Raw genomic sequence first — 24,593 nt, 5'->3', positions numbered from 1 at the left:
TATTTAAATTTTTATTTAGCACTATCGGTTGTATTAGCAACACTATTTGAATTAGCTGCTGATGTATTTGTACCATCTGCATTAAATTCTTGGGCTAATTGGTCAGTCTTTTGACCAGCTGTTTCAACGTTTAGAACTGAATCATCCTCATCCATATCACGCAATTCAATTTCGCGCTCTTCGGCGTCCAAGACCTTCATGTCCAAACCAAGTGCTTGTAATTCTTTAACCAACACACGGAATGATTCAGGAACACCTGGCTTAGGAATTTGCTCACCCTTAACAATGGCTTCATATGTCTTAACACGGCCGACAACGTCATCAGACTTGTATGTTAAGATTTCCTGCAATGTATGTGCAGCACCATAAGCTTCAAGAGCCCAAACTTCCATTTCTCCGAAACGCTGTCCACCGAATTGTGCTTTACCCCCAAGTGGTTGTTGCGTAACTAATGAGTAAGGTCCGATTGAACGGGCGTGAATCTTATCATCAACCATGTGTGCTAGCTTCATGTAGTGCATGATACCAACAGACACACGCTTATCAAAGGATTCACCCGTACGACCATCGTAAAGGATTGACTTTCCATCGGCTGGCAAACCAGCTTCTTGAATAGCATCCCAGATATCTGTGTCACGCGCCCCATCAAAGACAGGTGATGCAACGTGGATACCCAATTCACGAGCAGCCATACCCAAGTGCAATTCAAGCACTTGTCCAATGTTCATACGTGAAGGCACACCCATTGGTGACAACATAATGTCAATTGGTGTTCCATCAGGCATGAATGGCATATCTTCAGAAGGAACGATAACTGAAACAGTACCCTTGTTACCGTGACGTCCGGCCATCTTGTCTCCAACTTGGATCTTACGACGTTGGGCAATGTAGACACGAACCATCATGTTAACACCAGGTGACAACTCATCACCGTTTTCACGAGTAAAGATACGGACGTCTTGTACGACACCCCCACCACCGTGAGGTACCTTTAATGAAGTATCACGTACTTCACGTGCTTTTTCACCAAAGATAGCATGTAGCAAACGTTCTTCAGCTGATAGTTCGGTTACACCCTTAGGCGTTACCTTACCAACCAAAATATCACCGTCTTCTACTTCAGCACCAATACGAATGATTCCGCGTTCATCCAAATTCTTCAATTGGTCTTCACCAGTATTTGGAATTTCACGTGTGAATTCTTCAGGGCCAAGCTTTGTATCACGAGCCTCTGATTCATATTCTTCGATGTGAATTGACGTATAAACATCATCACGAATCAAACGCTCATTAATAATGATGGCGTCCTCGAAGTTATATCCTTGCCAAGTCATGAAGGCAATCAATGGGTTTTGTCCCAAAGCCAATTCACCTTGTTCCATTGATGGTCCGTCAGCTAATACTTCATCAGCATCAACAGCATCCCCAACCTTAACAATTGGTCGTTGGTTATAATTTTTACCTGCGTTTGAACGACGGAACTTCATCAAAGCGTACTTATCTAATGAACCATCCTCACGACGAATACGGATTTCACGACCATCAACATATTCAACAACACCTGGATACTTTGAAATAATCGCAACACCCGCATCATGAGCAGCCTTATATTCAATACCCGTACCAATTAATGGTGCGTGTGGATCAACCAAAGGAACTGCTTGACGTTGCATGTTGGCACCCATCAAAGCACGATTTGAGTCATCGTTTTCCAAGAAAGGAATAGCTGCTGTGGCAACAGCAACAATTTGCTTAGGAGAAACGTCCATGTAATCAACTTGATCAATTGGTACTTCAACGTTGACATCACTCTTACGTGCCAAAACAGTATCAGTAGAAAATGACCCGTCATCATTTAAGACAGAATTTCCTTGTGCAACCACAAAGTTATCTTCTTCATCGGCTGTTAAGTAGTCGATACGATCAGTAACCTTATGTGTATCCCAGTCAACACGACGGTATGGCGTTTCAATAAAACCAAACTTATTAACACGTCCGTAAGTCGCCAATGAATTAATCAATCCAATGTTAGGTCCTTCGGGTGTTTCAATCGGATCCATACGACCATAATGCGTATAGTGAACGTCTCGAACTTCATATCCAGCACGATCACGTGTCAAACCACCAGGTCCAAGGGCTGACAAACGACGCTTGTTCGTTAATTCACCCAATGGATTTGTTTGATCCATAAATTGTGACAATTGTGATGAACCAAAGAATTCCTTAACAGCCGCAACAACTGGACGAATATTAATCAATTGTTGTGGGGTTACAGTATCAGGATCTTGAATTGACATACGTTCACGTACAACACGTTCCATACGGCTCAAACCAATACGGAATGTATTTTGTAGCAATTCACCAACACGACGAATACGACGGTTACCCAAGTGATCAATATCGTCAGTTGCACCGATGCCTAATGGCAAGTTTAAGAAGTGGTTCATACCCGCAATAATGTCAGCAGGCTTAACTGTTCGAACCTTTGGATCAAATTGACCATTACCAATAACTGGCAAAGTCTTCTCAGGATCTTCTGGATTTTCGACTAAGATTGTTTGCAAAACCATTGGTTCAGTTACAACAGCATCATCAGATGGTGTGAAAGTGGTACGCTTAAAATCGTCACGATCCAAGTAAGGTGACAAAACTGACATAACTTGCTTGTCAATGACGGCACCCTTTTGCGCAATAATTTCACCAGTATCAGGATCAGCTAGTGTTTCGCCCAATGTCAATCCCATCAAACGTGACTTTAATGATAGCTTCTTATTGATCTTGTAACGACCAACAGGTGCCAAGTCATAACGCTTTGGGTCGAAGAAACGAGCTGTCAACAATGCACGTGCTGAGTCAGCAGTTTTAGGTTCACCCGGACGAAGACGCTCATAGATGTCCTTCAAGGCCTCTTCTACACGTGAGTCCTCAATGACCTTATGTACGTCTTTGTCTAACGTTAATGAAATTGAATCATATTGATCACCAAGCATTTGTAGGATTTCAGAATCTGAACCATAACCCAATGCACGTACCAATTCAGTAATTGGCAACTTACGGGTACGGTCAATACGAACATAGCTAAGCCCCTTAGCGTCAGTTTCAAATTCTAACCAAGCACCACGACTTGGAATGAAAGTCGTGCCAAAGTTTGGACGACCATTCTTGTCTAATTCTTCGTTATAGTACACACCAGGAGAACGTACTAATTGTGAAACGATAACACGTTCAGCACCATTAATAATGAAAGTTCCTGCTGGTGTCATCAATGGGAAATCACCAAAGAAAACATCTTGTGATTTAATTTCGCCAGTTTCTTGATTTGTTAAACGCAACGTAACATGCAATGGTGCTGAATAATTAGCATCATGGTTACGTGCTTCTTCTACTGTGTACTTAGGCTCCATGAGCTTATAGTCCACAAATTCTAGAGACAACTTACCTTGGAAGTCTTCGATTGGTAAAATGTCCATAAACATTTCACGTAATCCTTCATCCAAAAACCAGTTGTATGAGTCCGTTTGAATTTCGATTAAGTTAGGTAAATCAAGAACTTCTTTGATTCGAGCATAACTACGACGAACACGGTGTTTACCATACTTTACAAGCGTTCCTACCAAGTTTTCCACCTCGCTTTGAATTGGCCAACTGTGCATCCAGTTTATTACAGTTTGTTTACAATTTCTGTTTTATACCGGTTTTTAAGTGCAAAAAAGACAACAGCATCCCCACAATTGAAAATGCTCTTGTCGTTGCTATGTAGGCTTTCAGGGACAATATTTCCTGTCAACCATTGTTTTATACACAATTAAACTATTATTAAGTATACAAGAAAAAGTAAGCATTAGCAAGAAAAAGACTTCTTGTCAACGCTTACTTTTTTAATTTAACCCGACACAGATGCAGTGTCTTGTTTTAGCGGCTTAACGTTAATCGTAATTTCACCATTTTTAGCACCAACCGTCACCTGATCATTAATCGTAACTTTACCAAGTAATAGTTCTTCGGAAAGGGCATCTTCAACCTTTGATTGTAATGCGCGTCGAATTGGACGAGCACCAAACTCTGGATCAAAGCCGGCTTTAGCAACGACATCCATCGCTGCAGGTGTCATTTTAATGTTAAAGTCTTGCTCGCTAATGCGTTGCAAAACGGATTTAGCCATCAGCTTAACAATTTGATGTAATTCATCCTTATTTAGAGAACGGAATACAACCATTTCATCCAAACGATTAACAAATTCAGGGCGGAATGTTTCTTTAACCGTCTTCATGATTGTGTCACGCATTGCATCATAATTAGCTGACTTATCAACAGCACCAAATCCAACTGACTTTTCATCACGTAGACGTGTTGCACCTAAATTAGATGTCATAATAATGATTGTATTTCTAAAATCAACTTTACGTCCCTTAGCATCCGTCATATACCCATCATCAAAAACTTGTAACATTAAGTTATAAATATCTGGGTGTGCCTTTTCAGCCTCATCTAGCAAGACAACTGAATATGGATGACGGCGGACCTTCTCTGTTAACTGACCACCCTCTTCATAGCCAACATAACCCGGTGCAGACCCAACCAAACGACTGGCAGAATATGCTTCACGATACTCTGACATATCAACACGAATCATGTTATCTTCTGAGCCAAAGACCGCTTCAGCCAAAGCTTTTGCTAATTCCGTTTTTCCCGTTCCAGTAGGTCCCAAGAACAAGAAAGTACCGATTGGTCGTTGCGGATCTTTTAAACCAGAACGCGCACGACGAATAGAACGTGCAATCGCTGAAACAGCTTCATTTTGGCCAATCACGCGATTATGCAATACCTTTTCTAGATTAATCAAACGCTCTTGTTCTGATTTTTCCATTTGTGTCAATGGCACACCCGTTTGTTCAGAGACTACTTGGGCAACATCATGGACTGTCAACGCCAAATCATATTGATTATTAGTTAGATTTTCATTTTGCTTATCTAGCAATTTATCAATTTGACGCTTTTGCCGCATCTCTTTTTTACGATATTCGGCAGCTAATTCAAAGTTCAACTGTTCAATCGCTTCATCCTTATTTTGACGCAAAGCCAGTAATTTTTCTTGTTGTTTAGCAACTGGCGTTTGATGCCCTACACGATCGATGCGAACTTTAGCAGCTGCTTCATCCATAATATCAATTGCCTTATCAGGTAAGAAGCGATCCGTAACATAACGCACCGATAGTTTTACCGCTTCAACAATTGCATCATCTGGAATTGACACTTGATGATGTTGCTCATAACGTGGCTTTAGCCCTTTTAAAATCTCAATTGCATCTGATTGCGTTGGTTCTTCAACACTAACCTGTGCAAAACGACGTTCTAAGGCAGCATCAGCCTCAATATACTTTTGATATTCATCCAACGTTGTCGCACCAATTGTTTGTAATTCACCACGAGCCAATGCTGGTTTCAAAATACTCGAAGCATCAATGGCACCTTCAGCGCCACCGGCACCAATCAATGTGTGCAACTCATCAATAAAGAGAATTACCTGACCATCTCGTTGAATTTCATCAATCACTTTTTTCAAACGATCTTCGAACTCACCACGATATTTCGTACCAGCAACTAATGATCCCATATCAAGCATCATCAACCGCTTTTGGGTCATATCTGAAGGAACATCGCCAGCGACAATGCGTTGTGCCAAACCTTCTGCGATTGCCGTTTTTCCAACCCCAGGCTCACCAATTAAAACAGGATTGTTTTTTGTTCGACGTGACAAAATTTGAATAACCCGCTTAACTTCAGCTTCACGCCCAACAACAGGATCCATTTTATCATCGCGTGCTAATTGCGTTAGGTCACGCGCCAACATATCCAAAGTTGGCGTGCCTTCTGTTTCCGGTTGCTGCCCGCGTCGATTACGGCGTGGGTCACGTTTTTTAGCGATATCTTTAACACCCAATTTACGTAACGTTGCACGCCGCATTTCAGCAGGACTAACATTCAGATTAGCTAAAATACGCGATGAAAAAATCGTTTCATCTAATAACAGTGCCAAAAGCAAGTGCTCGGTACCTGTTTGATCTTGATGTAATTCCTGAGCATTTTCATGGGCTAAGCGCATCATATCTGACGCTTTAGGCGAATATGGCAAGTAGGCACTTTTAGCATTTCTAGACAACGTGCCATAGCCAGTAAATTGTTCAATTTGGCTTTTAATATCATCATCACTAACATCAAATTCTTGCAATACTTTGCTAGCAATACCTTCTTTTTCAATCGCTAACGCAAGCAATAGATGTTCGGTACCAACCGCTTGATGTTTAAAATATTTTGCTTGTTCTTGTGCAACGACTAAGACATTTTTTGCACTTGGTGTATATTGATTATCCATATTAATTACGCTCGCTTTCAAACCGTAAACGGCTTAATAATTGTTGTAATAACCTTGCTCGTAACTGACCTTGAACAGTCACATCACCGACACTTAGTGTTTCTTTTGACAACAACGTCAAAATTAATTCACTTTCGTGGACGGTTAAAATTTGTTCACGACACAAGCTTGATACTACTGATGTTGCTGTTCTAAAGCTAACTATCTTTGGGAGTTGTTGTTTTATTTCTTCAATAAGACGCGGTTCATTTCGTAATGCCATTTTAACAATCCGAATATAACCACCACCACCACGTTTTGATTCAACTAGATAACCATTTTCCGTGTTAAAACGGGTTTTAATCACATAATTAATCTGCGATGGGACAACATTAAATCGTTGGGCAAGTTCAACGCGACGAATTTCAATTTCATGCGCTTGCTGCAAAATCTGCTTCAAGTACGTCTCAATATTATCAGACATATTTGAATCATTCATAACCAACACCCCCCCTTTGACCAATATTGACATAATTATAGAACGCATTGCAACACAATGCCACTAAAACCCCACATTTTTTAAAATATTCAGTATCGTTTGTTTCACGTTTATTTGTTGACACAAAAACCACCAAGATTTCTCTTGATGGTTTTCAATTGATGCACCTAGAAGGATTCGAACCTTCAACCTTCTGATTCGTAGTCAGACACTCTATCCAGTTGCGCTATAGGTGCAAATTAATTTTAAAGCTTCCCATTTGGAAGAAAGCGAACAACGGGATTCGGACCCGCGACCTCTACCATGGCAAGGTAGCGTTCTACCAGCTGAACTATATTCGCATGGGATGCCGACTACTGGATTCGAACCAGCGACCTCTTCATTACTAGTGAAGCGCTCTGCCAGCTGAGCTAAGTCGGCTTCTGTATCGATAAACGATATATGCGGATGACAGGAATCGAACCTGCACGCCCTAGGGGCACTGGAACCTAAATCCAGCGCGTCTGCCAGTTCCGCCACATCCGCAACAGACGTCAGTCGAATATAACATCCGACAACTTTTATAGTATAGCTAATTATCAAATAAGTGTCAATACTTTATTTAAATTAATTAACGCGTGCCTCAAATTACATAACAATTATCAGCTCTTTACCACTCGATATATATTACTAGCTTTTGCATATTTTTGCAATTACTTTTTTAATATTTTTTATTTCATCATCCAATAAAGCAAAAAAGACTGACACGAATTACTTCATGCTAGTCTTTAGTTCTCATTTTTTAAATTGTGTCTTCTGGAACAATTTTATCAGCACCAAAATAAGGGCGTAAAATTTCTGGAATTGTAACCGTTCCGTCTGCATTTTGATAATTTTCCAAAATAGCTGCAACAGTACGTCCAACTGCCAATCCAGAACCATTCAAAGTATGAACAAATTGTAACTTACCATTCTCATCACGATATTGAATGCGTGCACGACGAGCTTGGAAAGCTTCTGTATTTGAGATAGATGAAATTTCACGGTAAATATTTTGTTGCGGCATCCAAACTTCCACATCATATGTTTTAGCAGCAGAGAATCCCATGTCTCCTGTTGATAATGTAATCACATGATAAGGCAAGTCTAATTTTTGCAACAAAGTTTCAGCATTAAGCGTCATATCCTCCAAAGCTTGGTATGAATCTTCAGGCTTTGTAAACTTAACCATTTCAACCTTGTTAAATTGGTGCATCCGAATCAAACCACGTGTATCACGACCAGCTGAGCCAGCTTCTTGACGAAAAGCTGGTGACAATGCTGTCACACTATATGGTAGCTTGGCATCATCAATCACTTCCTCACGGAAATAATTTGTCAATGGCACTTCAGCCGTTGGAATTAATGTCATATCATCATTAGTACCAACCCGGTATGCGTCGTCCATAAACTTTGGATACTGACCAGTTCCATACATTGCCTCATTCTTAACAATGTATGGGGTAATCATTTCTTTATAACCTTCTTTTTGGTGTTCATCCAACATAAAGTTATAAACAGCACGTTCCAAACGAGCCCCTTGACCAACGTAGTAGACAAAACGGGCACCCGAAACCTTCGCTCCACGTTCAAAGTCTAAAATACCCAAATTTTCACCAATTTCAAAATGAGCTTTTGGTGCAAAGTCAAAAGTTGGGATCTCGCCCCATTGACGTTCTTCGCGATTAGCATCTTCATCAGCACCAACAGGAATTGTATCATTTGGCAAATTAGGAAAATGCAAGGCACGATTTTTAATTTGTTCGTCCAAGTTTACCACTTGTTCATCTAATGACTTAATCGTTGCTGAAACCTTTTGCATTTCAGCAATGACGTCACTAGCATCCTCTTTTTGACGTTTCTTTAGGCCAATTTGATCTGATACTGTATTACGACGGGCCTTTAATTCTTCAGTTTGTACTAACAATTCACGACGTTTAGCATCGTCAGCCACTAGTGCGTCAACTTCTTTAGGATCAACCCCACGAGTTGCTAAACGTTCTTTTACTTGTTCCGTCTCTTGACGAATTATTTTCATATCTAGCATAATAATTCTCCTAATTATTTTTCAAATCTAGCGTTTTAATTTTATCATCAATTATTGCTAATACTTGCTTAGCCGCCTCATCATCCGTTACAAAGTCAAAACGGTCACCATCAATACTCAATTTTGGTGAACGATCGTAGGATTCAAACCAAGCCACATACCGTTCATTTAAACTTTTGTAGTAATTATATAATGATGGATCATTCGCAATTTGTTCATATTCACGGCCACGCTTTTTAATACGCTCTAACATTGTATCAAAACTAACATGGATATAAATCAATAAATCAGGTGTTTTAACAATAGCATCATCTGAAAAATCAACTTGTTCCATTATATTATTTAACAAGTCACCATAAATTTGCACTTCAGTTTGGGTTGCTCTATCTAAATCAGCATTTAGCTTAAATAACAACAAATCTTCAAAGATAGATCGATCAATAACATTTAATTGGCTACCTTGTGCATCTTTGATGTTATCCAGCCGCTTGTTTAAAAAATAATTTTGTAACAAGAAACCGTAACGCTTTGGGTCCTCGTAAAACAATGGCAAAATCGGATTATCATCAACGGATTCGTATAATGCTTCACTTCCTAAATGTTCTGCAAGCATCGTTGTTAAACTGGTCTTTCCGGCACCAATAGTTCCTGATAATACGATCATCCTGTTGTCCTACTTTCTTTAATCAATACTAAGTTCTATTCTATCAAATTTTACGGTATCTAACACATCAAGTTTTATAAGATATAAAAATACACTAAAGGCCACCAAATTCTGTTCGAATTTGATGGCCTTTAATGTATTACTTATTACCAGTAACGGCATGAATACGATTAGCCGCACGTAATAAAGCCGTTTGGGCACGAACCATATCATCAGTTTCACTAGCAGCTATATGCTTCTCAGCACGTTCTTTAGCTTTCTTTGCTCGTTCAACATCGATGTCTTTAGCACGTTCTGCACTATCAGAAACAATCGTTAATTGATTATTAGAGAATTCACCAAATCCACCACTAATCGTGATGATTTCCTCTGAATCCGCTGCCTCATCAATCACTTTAAGTTCACTAATTTGCAACGCTGAAATAATAGGTGCATGTTGTGCCATAATACCTTCTTCACCATTAGTTGTATCCAATACCACTAACGATGCAGCCTCATGCTCAAACACAACACCATTTGGCGTAACCACCTTAACATGTAGGGTGTGTTCACTCATTGCACCGCCCCCTTTGCTTAATCAGCCATCTTAGCAGCTTTATCAACTACCTGTTCAACGACCCCAACATTACGGAATGCATCTTCAGGGTATTGATCATACTTACCAGCCAAAATTTCCTTAAAACTACGTACAGTTTCAGACAAAGGCACATACTCACCTGGTAAACCGGTAAATGTTTCGGCAACTGAGAATGGTTGTGATAAGAAGAATTGAATACGACGAGCACGGTTAACAACCGTCTTTTCATCATCTGACAATTCATCCATTCCTAGAATAGAAATGATATCTTGTAATTCACGGTAACGTTGTAACGTCTGTTGTACTTCAGTTGCAACGTCATAGTGCTCTTGACCAACAATTTCTGGCGCCAATGCCGTTGATGTTGATGCCAACGGATCCACCGCTGGATAGATACCTCGCTGTGTCAAAGAACGTTCCAAATTAGTAGTAGCATCCAAGTGAGCAAATGTTGTTGCAGGCGCAGGATCGGTATAATCATCAGCCGGCACGTATACTGCTTGGATTGACGTAACTGAACCCTTCTTAGTTGAAGTGATTCGTTCTTGTAATTGTCCCATTTCAGTAGCCAAAGTTGGTTGATAACCAACAGCTGAAGGAATACGACCTAACAAAGCTGACACTTCAGAACCAGCCTGTGTGAAACGGAAAATGTTATCGATAAACAACAACACATCTTGCCCATTAACATCACGGAAGTGCTCTGCAATCGTCAAACCTGTCAAAGCCACGCGCATACGTGCACCAGGTGGCTCATTCATTTGACCATAGACCATGGCTGTTTGTTTCAAAACGCCTGACCCTTGCATTTCATAGTACATGTCATTACCTTCACGGGTACGTTCACCCACACCAGTAAAGACAGAAATACCATTGTGACCTTGTGCGATATTATGAATCAATTCTTGAATCAATACCGTCTTACCAACACCAGCACCACCGAATAGACCAATCTTACCACCACGAACATAGGGTGCTAAGAGATCAATAACTTTGATACCAGTTTCTAAAATTTCTGTTGATGTTGACAATTCATCGTATGCTGGTGCATCACGGTGAATTGAATCACGTGGTACATCGTCTCCAAGTGCTTCACCACCATCAACTGGTTCTCCTAGCACATTAAACACACGACCTAACGTTTCTTCACCAACAGGGACGCTGATTGACTTTCCAGTGTCCGTTACCTTCATTCCACGTTGCAATCCATCTGTTGAATCCATGGCAATCGTACGTACGACACCATCACCCAAAGACAAAGACACTTCAACTGTCAATGTCGTTTGATCACCCTTTTCAATAACCAACGCATTGTTAATATCTGGAATCTTTGTATCTGATGGAAAGGCAATGTCGACAACGGGGCCAATGACTTGAACAACTTGTCCGGTATTCATTGTCGTTTCCTTCCTTCGTTTGTATTAAATCTGATGCAAACAACTTTTAATTCAAAGCGGCCATACCACCAGTAATTTCTGTAATTTCCGTCGTAATTGCACTCTGACGCGCCCGGTTATATTGTAAACCAAGTGAATCAATAATATCTTTGGCATTATCAGTCGCTGAAGACATCGCATTAGCTGATGCAGCATGTTCTGCAGTCTTCGCGTCCAGAATAGCACCATAGACTAAACTTTCAGCATACTGTGGTAATACCACACCCAAAATTTGTTCAGACGATGGTTCCATCTCATAATCAGCCGTTAACTTAGTATCATCTCTAGATTCTGCTAGATCATCTGTTGAGACAGGTAGCATTTTTTCTAAGTGAACTTCATTAGAAATACGACTAACATAATGCTGATAACCAACCATGAGTTCATCAAAGACTTCATTATCATACATCGTTGTCACAGTTGTCACGATTTCACGAACCTCATTAAAGGTTGGCACATCAGAAACACCACGATACTCGTATGAAACGTCAAAACCACGTTTTTTAAAGAAATCAGCTCCATTACCACCAACTGCTAAAATAACAACTTGGTCTGTTGTTAATTGACGTTTGGTAATTTGCGCCATTATCTCCTTTAACAGGGTTGAATTATAACCACCAACTAAGCCACGATCAGAAGATAGGACCAAAAAACCTACTTTTTCAACATCACGATGTTCAAGCAATGTTCCTGAAACATTATTAATGTGTGCAGTTGCCAAGTGGGCTACAACATCGTGTAAGGCTTCAGCATACACCGTATATGAACCACCATGACGTTGAATTTGGCTTAACTTAGCAGTTGATACCATCTGCATGGCACTAGTAATCTGACGCGTCTTTTTTGTTGAGGCAATGCGGCGTTGAATATCTTGTAAAGAAGCTGCCATTTATCGCCCCTCCTTTATTATTTTGCCGAACCAGCAAACGTTGCTTTGAATCCTGCAACTGCTGCATCCATTGCATCTGTATCAGGCAAACTCTTTGTTTCGACAATTGTCTCTAACAAATCATTGTGTGATGCACGCACTGCTGCAATCAATTCTGATTCAAATCGTAGAATATCATCAACCGCAACATCATCCATAAAGCCATGTGTCAAAGCATATAGTGACAACACTTGTTCTTCAACTGGTAATGGCTGATGTAATGGTTGCTTCAATAGTTCAACGGTACGACGACCACGGGCTAGCTTTGTTTGTGTTGCTTCATCCAAATCTGATCCGAATTGCGCAAATGACTCTAGTTCTTTGAAAGAAGCTAAGTCCAAACGCAATGTTCCAGCAACCTTCTTCATAGCCTTAATTTGGGCATCCCCACCAACACGTGAAACAGACGTTCCAGCATCAATGGCAGGACGAACACCAGCATAGAACTGATCAGCATCCAAGAAGATTTGACCGTCAGTAATTGAGATAACGTTAGTTGGAATATATGCTGAAACATCTCCCGCTTGTGTCTCAATAATTGGCAAAGCAGTCATAGATCCGCCACCTAGTTCGTCTGATAACTTTGCAGCACGTTCTAACAAACGTGAATGCAAGTAGAAAACATCACCAGGATAGGCTTCACGTCCAGGTGGACGACGAAGAATTAATGACAGCTCACGATATGCCGTTGCTTGCTTTGATAAATCATCATAAACAATCAACACATGTTTACCGTTGTACATAAATTCTTCACCCATTGCAGCACCAGCATAAGGTGCTAAGTACAACATAGGGGCTGGTTCAGATGGGCCAGCAGTTACAACAATTGTGTAGTCCATTGCACCCAAACGACGTAATGTTTCAACTTGTGTACGAACAGTTGACGCTTTTTGTCCAATGGCAACATAGACAACAATCATATCTTGGTCTTTTTGATTCAAGATTGTATCGATGGCAACTGATGTCTTACCAGTTTTACGATCACCAATAATTAACTCACGTTGTCCACGTCCAATCGGTACCAAAGCATCTACGGCTTTCAGCCCTGTTTGTAGTGGTTCAAAAACAGACTTACGCTCCATAACACCCGGAGCTTTAACTTCAACAGGACGTGTCTTTCCTGTTTCAATTGGGCCCATACCATCAACTGGTTGTCCCAAAGCATTTACAACACGACCAATCAGTTGCTCACCAACAGGCACTTCCATGATACGGCCGGTACGCTTAACAGTATCGCCTTCGCGAATATTGTCGTACTCACCTAGAACAACGATACCAACATCATTTGATTCCAAGTTTTGCGCCATACCATAAACGCCATTCTCAAATTCGACAAGTTCACCGGCAAGAGCGTTTTCCAACCCAGTTGCACGAGCGACACCGTCACCAATGTAGGTAACAGTTCCAGTTTCTTGAACTGTCAAGTCGTCTTGATAATTAGCTAATTGCTTTTTGATGAGTGAACTGATTTCTTCAGCTTTGATGCTCATTTCAGCAGTTCCTCTTTCTTTATAGTGTGTCTATTCATCACACAACATCAATTTCAATTTCGATTACTAGCGAATGATACTCTGACGAATAGCAGCTAATTTAGTTGCTAATGATCCATCCAAAATTTGGTCATTTGCTTTCACGATAACACCACCAAGTATGTTTTCATCCACGATTTGCGTTAAACGCACTTCGCTAGCCTGAAAACGATCAACAAGTTTCTCTTTTAATCGTAGAACTTGTTCATCACTTAACGGTACCGCTGTTTGTACGATGGCATTAACAATTCCTGCTGCTTTATTAACAAGCTCTTCATACTTGGTAATAATAGCTGGTAAATATTGAATACGTCGATAGTCAAATGTCATTTCAATCAAGTTTTTCACCACTTGACTCGCATCTTCTGATAAGGTTGCTAACATTTGACGTTTCGTATCCTCATTAATACGCAATGACAACAATGCCTTTGTAAATTCTGGATTTTGTACCAACACCTCACGAATAGCTGATAGTTCAGCCATTGTCGTTTCATCAGTACCTTGATCATGGGTTAATTCGAACAAAGCAACGGCATACCGCTTAGCAATCGTTGCTTTATCTAATGCCATTACTTGTTCCCTAACCCTTCAATGTAAGCGTCAATAAGCGCTTTTTGATCATCTAACTTTAGTTCTTTTTGGATAATCTTTTGTGCGATGGTTACTGAAAGTTCAGCAACTTCACTCTTAACGTCAGCCATTGCTTCTGAACGTTCTTGTGCAATTTGTGCACTAGCTTGTTCTTTTGTCGCTTGGGCATCTGCATGAGCGTCAGCAACGATTTGATCACGTTGCTTACCTGCTGCGGCTTTTGCATCAGAAACAATGCCATTAGCTTCAGTACGTGCTGATTGCAACTGCTCTGAACGTTTTGCAGCCATTTCTTCGGCTTTTTGACGTGCATCTTCTGCAGTATCCAAATCGTGAGCAACTTTCTCCGCACGTTTTTCCATCATTTTTACTACTGGACCCCAAGCATACTTCTTCAATAGAAGCATTAATACTAGGAATGCCACTAGCACAAACAACATATTACCCAAAGCCAACCCTTCGCTAGCACCTGCTAGAACAATTTGATTAAACATAATTTAGTTGGCCTCCGCGTTTCGATTATCGTGCTAACAACATGAATGCAATAGCAATAGCGATGATTGGAACGGCTTCGACCAAACCAACTCCGATAAACATATTCGTACGCAATTTACCTTCTAATTCAGGTTGACGTGCTGTACCAGCAATCATACTTGAAATAACAATACCGTTACCAATACCAGCACCGATAGCGGCACCAGCTGCGGCAACACCAACACCAATGGTTGCAACATCCATTTTTACAATCCTCCAATTAATTTAAACAGTTACTATAGTTACTCTGTCTTTTCCGAAACATAGACAGTCGTCAAAGTGACGAAGACAAACGCTTGAATAGCCCCAATAAACAATGAAAATCCTTGCCATAGAATCGCGAGCACAAACGCTGGGACAAATGATAATGCACCAGCAGACTGTGCCAACTGCCACAATAGAGACAAGACCATTTCACCAGCAAAAATATTACCGAACAGACGAAGTCCTAATGTTAAGAAACTCGTAAATTGTTCAATAAGATTTAAGGGGAACAAGACACTAAATGGTGACAAATATACCGACTTGAAGTATTTCTTAAATCCTTGTTTTTCAACTCCCAAGAAGTGGGCAATAGAAATCGCAACTAATGCTAATCCCATTGTCACTAATGGATTTGCTGTTGGTGAGTTCAAAAATGTATTACCATCTACTTTGACTGTAAAGGCAACACCTAATTGGTTCCCAACAAAGATGAACAAAAACATGGAAAATATAAAAAACTTTAAATTGTTACCAGTCTTATTAGGTAATGATCCATCAACAATGTTATTAGTAAAATCAATGACCCACTCTAACATATTTTGCTTACTCTTCCCGGCTGGTTTCATAACCAATTTCCGTGAAGCCCATAATGCTAGTAAAAAAACTATCGTCATTGAAACTATTGTTGAAATAACCACGCTCCAATCAAACGTCAACCCCGCAATGCTAAAGGTCGCGGTTTTCTCCAATGAAATTCACCTCTTTTCTTCCATCAAAATAATATCAAGCGGTTTGCTTTAAAAAGAACCGTTTAACTTTCCCCCCTATATTACCCCTTTTGGAAGGTAATTCAATCATCAAACGCTCCCTAATGTGTCTCATTTTTGCAACTGTCTACATTAAAGCTTATTATATCAAGATTTCAACTATTCCAAAAAAGAATAGGAGAGCTTCATCTATCCAAAAAAGGAAATCATTTAACTACGACAATTCATCTGCTTAAAAAATTTATTAGATAAAATAAATTCCGCTACATAAAAAAATAGCAAATGACCAACTGATGGACATTTGCTATTTTTATTTTTCAACCAGCTAAAGCACTGCTTTAACAAAGTATTACGTTGTCTTCACTTATCTTTCTGAAACAGCTTTATCAGGTAAAATCAAATTCAACACAATTCCTAAGACAGTTGCAATCGCAACGCCCGAGAACTGCACAATGCTATTGCCATGACCTAATTGCAAGTATGCATTTCCAATTCCAATAACCAATACTGACGATGAAATCATCAAATTACGCTTTAAATTAAAGTCAATTTTATTTTCAACAATAATTCGTAAACCAGATGCTGCAATTACACCAAACAACAAAAATGAAACACCACCCGTAACAGCTCCTGGAATTGATTGAATCAATGCTGATAATTTACCAACAAATGAAAATAGAATTGCAAAGGTAGCTGCACCAATCAAAACATACACCGAGTGCACCTTAGTAATGGCCATAACACCAATATTTTCACCATATGATGTCACTGAAGGTCCACCAACTAAACCAGCAAACAAAGATGCCATTCCATCACCGGCTAATGTGCGGTGCAAACCAGGATCTTTAATATAATCGCGACCTGTCAAATCATCCAAGACCATTAGATGGCCTAAATGTTCTGTAATGGTCACTAATGCAATTGGTGCCATCACTAATATGGCATCCCAATGAATAATCGGCTTATAATCCACAAATGGTATATCAAAATCTGGTAGTGCAAACCATGCTGCGTCTGCTACTGGTTGAAAATTAACCAAACCAACCATCACGGCAACAATATAACCAACCACAATACCAAGCAAAATCGGAATCAAACCTAAGAAACCGCGCATATACATATTAAAGAAAATTGTAATCCCTAAGGTTAACATCGCAACTAAAAATACACGTATATCATACTTACCATTCAATAATGTTGCTGATTCAGCGGCTGATTCTGACAATGATAAGCCAATCACCATGATAATCGGACCAACTACAATAGGTGGCAATAATGTCTCAATCCATCCAGTTCCAATTAGGCCGACAACGAGTGCAACAATCAAATACACAATTCCGACGGAAATAACACCTGTGGCAACGCCTGGATACCCCGTTGTTTTCATTAGCGCAACCATTGGAATGATAAACGCGAAACTCGATCCCATATATGCCGGAATTTTACGTTGTGTTATTAAAATATGAAGCAAAGTTCCCACTCCAGAACTAAATAATGCAATTCCTGGATTCAAACCAACTAACAACGGTACCAATACTGTCGAACCAAACATTGAAAACATATGTTGCAATGATAATCCTATCCACTGCCAAAATTTTGGTTTCTCATCTACATCTAAAACGACATCACGTTTCGTTTCCATCATATTTTCCTTTCATACGACACAAAAATTAGTATTAAAAAGCTGAGGTATACAAGACACCTCAGCTTGGTTCACTTTTCTAATATGATAGTTATTATGACGATAAAATAGACCCCGTCACAACAAATTAATCTTATTAGCCTCACAGGACCAAGTTAAAGGTATTTACAGTGATTCATTATATCTTAGTTAACAAAGTTAGTAAACATATAATTTTTATAGTAAAACGTTTAAAAATCATATGTTTCATTTAAAACAAAAAAGCTGAGGTGAAAATTCATCTCAGCTTTGTTTTAAATTATTTAGTGAGTACCAAACAAACGGTCACCAGCATCCCCAAGACCGGGAATGATGTATCCGTGTTCATTAAGTTCATCATCCAAGCCTGCTGTGAAAATATCAACATCAGGGTGTGCCTTTTGCACTGTTTCAACACCAATCGGCGCTGAAACCAATGTAATTAACTTAATCTTAGTAGCACCACGTTTTTTCAATGCATCAATTGCCATGACAGCTGATCCACCTGTTGCTAACATAGGATCAACCACTAATACCTCACGTTGATCAATATCTTCTGGCAACTTAACGAAGTATTCAACTGGCTCTAATGATTCTTCATCACGATACATACCAATGTGACCAATACGAGCAGCTGGAATCAACTTCATAATACCATCAACCATTCCCAAACCAGCACGTAAAATAGGCACAATTGCTAGTTTTTTACCAGCAAGTGTCTTTTGCGTTGTCGTTGCAACGGGTGTTTGAATTTCAATATCTTCAACTGGTAAATCACGTGTCACTTCATAAGCCATTAACGAAGCAATTTCATCAACAATTTCACGAAATTCCTTTGTTCCAACATTCTTATCACGAATAATCGTTAATTTGTGTTGAATTAGTGGATGATCAAAAACCGTTAGCTTACTCATTTAAAAGCCTCATTTCATTTTTCTTAATTATATAATTTTTTCTATCCTAATTAGCGTGTTCAATCGCTGATAAAGGAAAACGACTTGTTAAGTCGACTATTGTTTGTTTAACTTCTGCAAGATTAGCTTCATCATCTGGATTAGCCAAAACCTGTAATATTAATTCAGCAACTTGAGTCGCCTCAGCTTCCTTAAAGCCACGAGTCGTGATTGCCGGTGTACCGATACGAATACCTGATGTAACAAATGGACTACGTGGATCGTTTGGAATCGCTTCTTTGTTGGTCGTAATATAAACTTGATCTAGTACATTTTGGGCTTTTTTACCTGAAATACCAGTTTCAGTCAAATCTAAGTTAAACAAATGATTATCAGTTCCGCCAGATACAATTCGGACCAAATCTGATTCATTGAATACTTTTGCCATTGCTTTAGCATTGGCAACGACTTGTTGACCATAAGTCTTAAAGCTAGGTTGCATTGCTTCATAAAAGGCAACTGCTTTACCAGCAATCACATGTTCTAGTGGTCCACCTTGTGTACCAGGGAAAATAGCAGAATTAAGTGCTTTTCCTAGCTCAGCATTTGCCAAAATCAATCCACCACGTGGTCCACGCAATGTTTTGTGTGTTGTTGAGGTTACAACATCCGCAATACCAACTGGTGAAGGGTGCACACCAGCCGCAACTAAGCCAGCGATGTGTGCCATATCTACCATCAAGTATGCACCAACTGAATCAGCAATCTCACGGAAACGATCAAAATCAATAAACCGTGAATAAGCTGATGCACCCGTTACAATTAGCTTTGGCTTATATTCAATAGCTAAAGCAGCGACTTGATCATAATCAATCAACTCATCCTCATTCAATCCATATCCATGGAAATGATAATTTTTACCTGAAAAATTAACTGGTGAACCGTGTGTTAAATGACCACCTGCATCTAAATCAAGTCCTAAAACATGATCACCTGGTACCAACAAAGCAGCATAAACGGCAGCGTTTGCTTGTGAACCAGAATGTGGTTGCACATTTGCATATTCTGCGCCAAATAATTCTTTGACACGATCAATTGCTAACTGTTCTACTTGATCAATATACTCAGTTCCACCATAGTAGCGTTTATTAGGATATCCTTCTGCATACTTATTCGTTAAAATACTTCCTTGAGCAGCACGCACACCAGCAGAAGCAATATTTTCTGATGCAATTAATTCAACATTATGCTCTTGTCGATCAGCTTCACGATCGATTGCAGCCCATAGTTGTGGATCAAAATCACGGTAATTTGTCATAGGTTGACCTCCTCATCAGTCAAAACAGGTTAATTATTAAACAACTCACTAATCCAATGTCCGCCAGCCGCTTTACCCAACCGGTTATTATAAGCACCATTTACATCTAATTGTGGCAGTCCTGCTACCAAAATAGTTTGGATATCCTTTTTATCATCAAAATAGCGTAACCCTGCAAACAACTTTGCTGCAGCAGTCTCGTTATTATCACCTAACGACCAAATAAAATCCATCCCTGCTAATTGGTGCTGACTAATTAAATCATTCGTCAACATTAGACCAACTGGCTCTAATTGCGCTTGCATCCAAATAATCGCTTGCGTCCAATCTTCAGGCGCCACCATATACACTTTTTTATCTGGTGCATAATGGCGGTATTTCATTCCTGGTGCCTTTGGCGTTTCGTTATCAGCTACATGATGAATTTCGGAATCCACAGTGGTTTGTAGCACTGCTTCAATTTGTGCGGGTGTAATCTTCCCCGGGCGTAAAACAGCTGGTATATCAGCGGATAAATCAAGAACGGTCGACTCTACCCCAATTTTTGTTGGGCCATCATCTAAAATCCCCGCAATTTTACCATGCAAATCATGATAAACATGCTTTGCTAATGTTGGGGATGGCTTCCCAGACGTATTTGCAGATGGACCAACAATCGGCGTTTGACTAGCTCGAATTAATTGGCGTGTTGCATCATTATCTGGTAGGCGTATGGCAACTGTATCTAAACCTCCCGTAACTGTCAATGACAAATTACCTGGTTTAACCGGCAAAATCATCGTTAGAGGGCCTGGCCAGTATGCCGACATTAACTTTTTGGCCTGCTCATTGACAACTGCAAATTCAGAAACTTGTTCTGGATCAGCAACGTGCACAATTAATGGATTATCAGAAGGGCGCCCTTTTGCGGCATATACTTTACTAACAGCTTCTTCATTAAAAGCATCTGCTCCTAATCCATAAACTGTTTCTGTTGGAAAGGCAACTAACGCACCGCGCTTAATAGCTCGTGCTGCTGCGTCCATTTCATCAACTGTCCATATTTTTGTTTCTATCATTTCTACATCTCCCGCAATACTTTAATCATTCGGTCATGACCACTTAAATCTTGGCGTAAAGTCACTTGCACACTTGGCAAAGCAGCAAACAGATCAACTAAAACTTGTCCTTGTTGATACCCTATTTCAAAATAGGCTGCCCCACCAGGATTTAGGTAATTAAGGAGGCCGGTTGCAATTTTTTTATACACTGCTAATCCATTGTCGTCTGCATATAAAGCGACATCTGGTTCGAAAGCAACCACTGATTCATCCATCACTAGTTGTTCATCACGATCAATATATGGTGGGTTTGCCACAATAATATCAAACGTACCTGTTACATCTGTAAACAAATCACTAGTTAAAAACGCGACTGTCGGTGCATATAATTGGGCATTTTCTTTTGCGACAACCAAAGCATCTTTAGAAATATCAGATCCTAGGACATGCCATGCAGATCGCTGCGCTTTTAGCGTAACAGCTATCGCTCCTGAACCAGTACCGATATCTAAAACTGTTTTAGGAGTGTTATTAGAATGATCTTTTAAAATCCATTCTACTAATTCTTCAGTTTCTTGACGCGGGATTAACACACGTCGATCAACATTAAATTCACGACCATAAAAAGCAGCGTGTCCCAGCGCGTATTGAACTGGTTGGCCACCTTTAATCGCTCGCACTGCCACCATAAAACGTAAGCGCTTTTCATCTTCCAATACTGTGTTTGAATTATTAGCTAATTGTGCATAATTCCAATCCATCATACCGGTCAGTAAATAGTCGATTTGTGCCATGCGTTCTATTTCATCATGAATATAGGGTTCAAGTTGCCAATCACCCCATTCACGAACTGCTTGAATCGTCCATTGTTCATCAAACATATTTTTATCCTTGCTTTAACGACTCTAGCTTTGCTGTTTGATCAGCAATTAACAAAGCATCAATCACATCTGCTAATTCACCATTCATAATACGATCCAACTTATTCAATGACAAACCAATTCGGTGGTCAGTCACACGGTTTTGTGGATAATTATATGTTCTAATACGTTCTGAACGGTCACCAGTTCCTACAGCTGTCTTACGTTGTTGCGCATATTCAGCCTCGTTTTGTGAGGCATAGTAGTCATAAACACGCGTCTTTAAAATTTCCATTGCCTTGGCACGGTTTTGTTGTTGTGAACGTTGATCTTGCATTGCAACAACAATTCCTGTAGGCAAGTGGGTCATACGAACAGCTGATGATGTCTTATTAATGTGTTGTCCACCGGCTCCAGATGAACGATAGACATCAACACGCAAATCTTTATCTTCAATTTCAATGTCAACATCTTCATACTCTGGCATCACGCCAACTGTTGCCGTTGACGTATGCACACGTCCAGCTGATTCTGTCTCAGGAACTCGTTGGACACGATGGGCACCATTCTCAAACTTTAATTTTGAGTAGACGTTATTACCAGTAATCATCAAAACAATTTCTTTGTAACCACCAATTTCTGTCTTATTCTCATCGATAATTTCAACTTGCCAATTTTGTTTTTCAGCATAGCGTACATACATATCATAAAGATCAGCCGCAAACAACGCACCTTCGTCACCACCAGCAGCGCCATGAATTTCCATGATAATATTCTTATCATCATTAGGATCTTTCGGAAGTAGCAGGATCTTTAATTCTTCTTCAACTGTCTCTTTTTCAGCACGTAATTCTTTTAATTCTTCCTTAGCTAACTCCTCTAATTCTGAATCATTAGCTTCTTCGCGCAAAATTTCTTCATTTTCAGCAATACCATCAGTAATCTCTTTATAGTGTTTATACTTTTCAACGGTATCACGCAGACTACCTTCTTCTTTAGATAGCGCCAAAAAACGTTTCGTATCCGCAATCACATCGGGATCAGAAATCATTTCACTGACTTCTTCATAACGATCTACAACAGATTGTAATTTATCAAAAATTTCATCCATAATGTTCTTCCTCTTTAATTTATTCCTTATTTATCGATGTTCGTCGCGCTAAAGCAACTAAATCTGGTTGATTATAATGTTTACGGCAAACAGGCATGTAAGCTTCATCACCACCGATTTGGACTTGTTCACCTTCGTATACAGGATGCCCATTTGAAAAGCGTAGGTTCATAACTGCTTTACGACCACAGAATGAACAAAGTGTTTTCATTTCCTCAATTTTATCTGCATAAATAAGCAAGGCTTCTGAACCAGGAAATAATTGATTAAATGCATCATTTTTTAGACCAAACGTTAACACCGGGATTTCCAGTTCATCAACAACACGCGTTAATTGCAACACTTGCGCCTTAGTCATAAATTGTGCTTCATCAATTAAGACAGCTGCAATACTCTTTTGCTGTGAGATTAGTTCAAACAAATCATCAGCAGCTTGTATAGCCCTAGCAGACCGTTGCATACCAATCCTAGAAGCAATTTCACCAACACCAGAACGATTATCTAACGCACTCGTTAGCAACAATACTTGACGTTGTTGTACTTCATAATTATGAGCAACTTTTAAAATTTCAATACTCTTACCACTGGCCATTGCACCGTAGCGGAAAAATAATTGCGCCATGCTTTTCCTGCCTTTCTCCTGTAAAACTCCGATTTACACTCCATTCTAGTATAACAAAATTGTGAATAAAAAAAAGACGCTGACACAAAAGGTAAATTAAATGCGCTTTCACGACCATCTAAAATATGTCACATAACATAACGGATTTAAAAAGCAGTAAGTTACATCAGCAACTTACTGCTTTGTCGGGGTGGACGCACCTTTTTATTTGGTCGTGTCCATTCTCGATTAATTTAGAAAAATTCTGGTGTAATGGTTGCAATTTTTTGCTGCCAATCCACTTGCGGATACTTGCGCTCCAAGATAAGTTGCAACATGTGCAACGCTAAATTACCATTACGCGTTAGAATTGGGCCATGGAAGTACGTACCATACGCATTTTTATAAACCAATCCTTCGCCACCATCTTCACCATTGTTCCCTTTTCCTTTAATAATTTGACCCAAAGGACGTTCATCATCCCCTAGGAAAGTCCGACCTTGATGATTTTCAAAACCATGGTATTCTAGCCCATTTACTTCATCTTCAATCGTTACATTACCAATAAAGCGTCCATTTGGTTGATTAAGTGTGTAATGACTAAGCGCCCCAATACCATTCACTTTGGTTCCATCTGCCAAAATAAAATACTGACCAATCAATTGAAAACCACCACACACACCTAAGAAGGGGCCATCATCTTCAATGTAAGCCTTTAGTGCTGTTGCTTTTTTAGGCAAATCTTCAGCAACAATCATTTGTTCATAATCTTGGCCACCGCCAAATAAAACAAAATCATAATCTTTCGCATCAAAATTATCTTCTAAAGAAACAATATGTTGATCAACGGCCACACCAATTTTTTGTGCATAATAACGTAAAGCAACTATATTACCAAAATCACCATAGGTATTCATTAAATCACCATACAAATGAGCAGCATTGATTTTGTATTCAGCCATTG

The 24,593-nt window shown here is 39.6% G+C and carries 21 protein-coding genes and 4 tRNA genes; all 25 read right to left on the bottom strand.

Going from position 1 to position 24,593, the window contains the following annotated elements; genetic code table 11:
* Positions 1–11: 11 nt before the first annotated feature.
* The gene (rpoB, locus tag FFM61_RS01350) at positions 12–3,626 is read right to left on the bottom strand and encodes a DNA-directed RNA polymerase subunit beta (protein WP_483409862.1); all 3,615 of its coding nucleotides are present in this window, start codon (positions 3,624–3,626) and stop codon (positions 12–14) included.
* Between the two features lie 257 nt (positions 3,627–3,883).
* Positions 3,884–6,373, bottom strand: a complete 2,490-nt coding sequence (locus tag FFM61_RS01345; protein WP_074426755.1) for an ATP-dependent Clp protease ATP-binding subunit — start codon at positions 6,371–6,373, stop codon at positions 3,884–3,886.
* Position 6,374: 1 nt separating this feature from the next.
* The gene (locus FFM61_RS01340; RefSeq protein ID WP_074426754.1) at positions 6,375–6,851 is read right to left on the bottom strand and encodes a CtsR family transcriptional regulator; all 477 of its coding nucleotides are present in this window, start codon (positions 6,849–6,851) and stop codon (positions 6,375–6,377) included.
* Between the two features lie 162 nt (positions 6,852–7,013).
* A tRNA-Arg gene (locus FFM61_RS01335) sits at positions 7,014–7,087 on the bottom strand.
* 32 nt (positions 7,088–7,119) lie between these two features.
* Positions 7,120–7,192: transfer RNA gene (locus FFM61_RS01330), tRNA-Gly, on the bottom strand.
* A gap of 6 nt (positions 7,193–7,198) precedes the next feature.
* Positions 7,199–7,271, bottom strand: a tRNA-Thr gene (locus tag FFM61_RS01325).
* A gap of 22 nt (positions 7,272–7,293) precedes the next feature.
* A tRNA-Leu gene (locus FFM61_RS01320) sits at positions 7,294–7,376 on the bottom strand.
* Positions 7,377–7,632: 256 nt separating this feature from the next.
* Positions 7,633–8,916 (bottom strand): serine--tRNA ligase, encoded by a 1,284-nt coding sequence (gene serS, locus FFM61_RS01315; protein ID WP_074426753.1) that lies wholly within the window; start codon positions 8,914–8,916, stop codon positions 7,633–7,635.
* A gap of 10 nt (positions 8,917–8,926) precedes the next feature.
* On the bottom strand, positions 8,927–9,580 hold the full coding sequence (locus tag FFM61_RS01310; RefSeq protein WP_074426752.1) for a deoxynucleoside kinase: 654 nt from the start codon (positions 9,578–9,580) through the stop codon (positions 8,927–8,929).
* 139 nt (positions 9,581–9,719) lie between these two features.
* A complete protein-coding gene (locus FFM61_RS01305) occupies positions 9,720–10,136 on the bottom strand; it encodes a F0F1 ATP synthase subunit epsilon (RefSeq protein ID WP_074426751.1) in 417 nt (138 codons plus the stop codon).
* Between the two features lie 17 nt (positions 10,137–10,153).
* On the bottom strand, positions 10,154–11,554 hold the full coding sequence (gene atpD, locus FFM61_RS01300; protein WP_074426750.1) for a F0F1 ATP synthase subunit beta: 1,401 nt from the start codon (positions 11,552–11,554) through the stop codon (positions 10,154–10,156).
* A gap of 46 nt (positions 11,555–11,600) precedes the next feature.
* On the bottom strand, positions 11,601–12,482 hold the full coding sequence (locus FFM61_RS01295) for a F0F1 ATP synthase subunit gamma (RefSeq protein WP_074426749.1): 882 nt from the start codon (positions 12,480–12,482) through the stop codon (positions 11,601–11,603).
* A gap of 17 nt (positions 12,483–12,499) precedes the next feature.
* A complete protein-coding gene (gene atpA / locus FFM61_RS01290; RefSeq protein ID WP_074426748.1) occupies positions 12,500–14,011 on the bottom strand; it encodes a F0F1 ATP synthase subunit alpha in 1,512 nt (503 codons plus the stop codon).
* Positions 14,012–14,077: 66 nt separating this feature from the next.
* Positions 14,078–14,620, bottom strand: a complete 543-nt coding sequence (gene atpH / locus FFM61_RS01285) for an ATP synthase F1 subunit delta (protein WP_074426747.1) — start codon at positions 14,618–14,620, stop codon at positions 14,078–14,080.
* The gene (gene atpF / locus FFM61_RS01280; protein ID WP_074426746.1) at positions 14,620–15,135 is read right to left on the bottom strand and encodes a F0F1 ATP synthase subunit B; all 516 of its coding nucleotides are present in this window, start codon (positions 15,133–15,135) and stop codon (positions 14,620–14,622) included. Before atpF ends, atpH begins: the two co-directional genes overlap by 1 nt.
* Positions 15,136–15,160: 25 nt before the next feature.
* Positions 15,161–15,379 carry a F0F1 ATP synthase subunit C gene (gene atpE / locus FFM61_RS01275; RefSeq protein ID WP_002828033.1) on the bottom strand — a complete coding sequence of 73 codons (219 nt, stop codon included), beginning with the start codon at positions 15,377–15,379 and terminating at the stop codon, positions 15,161–15,163.
* 38 nt (positions 15,380–15,417) lie between these two features.
* The gene (gene atpB, locus FFM61_RS01270; RefSeq protein WP_074426745.1) at positions 15,418–16,128 is read right to left on the bottom strand and encodes a F0F1 ATP synthase subunit A; all 711 of its coding nucleotides are present in this window, start codon (positions 16,126–16,128) and stop codon (positions 15,418–15,420) included.
* 382 nt (positions 16,129–16,510) lie between these two features.
* Complete coding sequence (locus tag FFM61_RS01265) at positions 16,511–17,788, bottom strand: solute carrier family 23 protein (protein WP_074426744.1); 1,278 nt, start codon at positions 17,786–17,788, stop codon at positions 16,511–16,513.
* A 302-nt stretch (positions 17,789–18,090) separates the two neighbouring features.
* Complete coding sequence (gene upp, locus FFM61_RS01260; protein WP_074426743.1) at positions 18,091–18,720, bottom strand: uracil phosphoribosyltransferase; 630 nt, start codon at positions 18,718–18,720, stop codon at positions 18,091–18,093.
* 46 nt (positions 18,721–18,766) lie between these two features.
* Positions 18,767–20,017, bottom strand: a complete 1,251-nt coding sequence (gene glyA / locus FFM61_RS01255) for a serine hydroxymethyltransferase (protein ID WP_074426742.1) — start codon at positions 20,015–20,017, stop codon at positions 18,767–18,769.
* A gap of 29 nt (positions 20,018–20,046) precedes the next feature.
* A complete protein-coding gene (locus FFM61_RS01250; protein WP_074426741.1) occupies positions 20,047–21,075 on the bottom strand; it encodes an L-threonylcarbamoyladenylate synthase in 1,029 nt (342 codons plus the stop codon).
* Between the two features lie 2 nt (positions 21,076–21,077).
* Positions 21,078–21,938, bottom strand: a complete 861-nt coding sequence (prmC, locus tag FFM61_RS01245) for a peptide chain release factor N(5)-glutamine methyltransferase (protein WP_074426740.1) — start codon at positions 21,936–21,938, stop codon at positions 21,078–21,080.
* Between the two features lie 4 nt (positions 21,939–21,942).
* Positions 21,943–23,028, bottom strand: coding sequence for a peptide chain release factor 1 (gene prfA / locus FFM61_RS01240; RefSeq protein WP_074426739.1), 1,086 nt, complete (start codon positions 23,026–23,028; stop codon positions 21,943–21,945).
* A gap of 19 nt (positions 23,029–23,047) precedes the next feature.
* The gene (locus tag FFM61_RS01235; RefSeq protein WP_074426738.1) at positions 23,048–23,650 is read right to left on the bottom strand and encodes a thymidine kinase; all 603 of its coding nucleotides are present in this window, start codon (positions 23,648–23,650) and stop codon (positions 23,048–23,050) included.
* Positions 23,651–23,883: 233 nt separating this feature from the next.
* Positions 23,884–24,591: a type 1 glutamine amidotransferase gene (locus tag FFM61_RS01230; RefSeq protein ID WP_074426737.1), complete on the bottom strand. Its 708-nt coding sequence runs from the start codon at positions 24,589–24,591 to the stop codon at positions 23,884–23,886.
* Positions 24,592–24,593: the final 2 nt, after the last annotated feature.

The sequence above is a fragment of the Weissella hellenica genome (assembly GCF_005405545.1).
In the GTDB taxonomy this organism is placed as follows: Bacteria; Bacillota; Bacilli; order Lactobacillales; family Lactobacillaceae; genus Weissella; species Weissella hellenica.
This window is presented reverse-complemented; position numbering and strand designations above follow the sequence as displayed.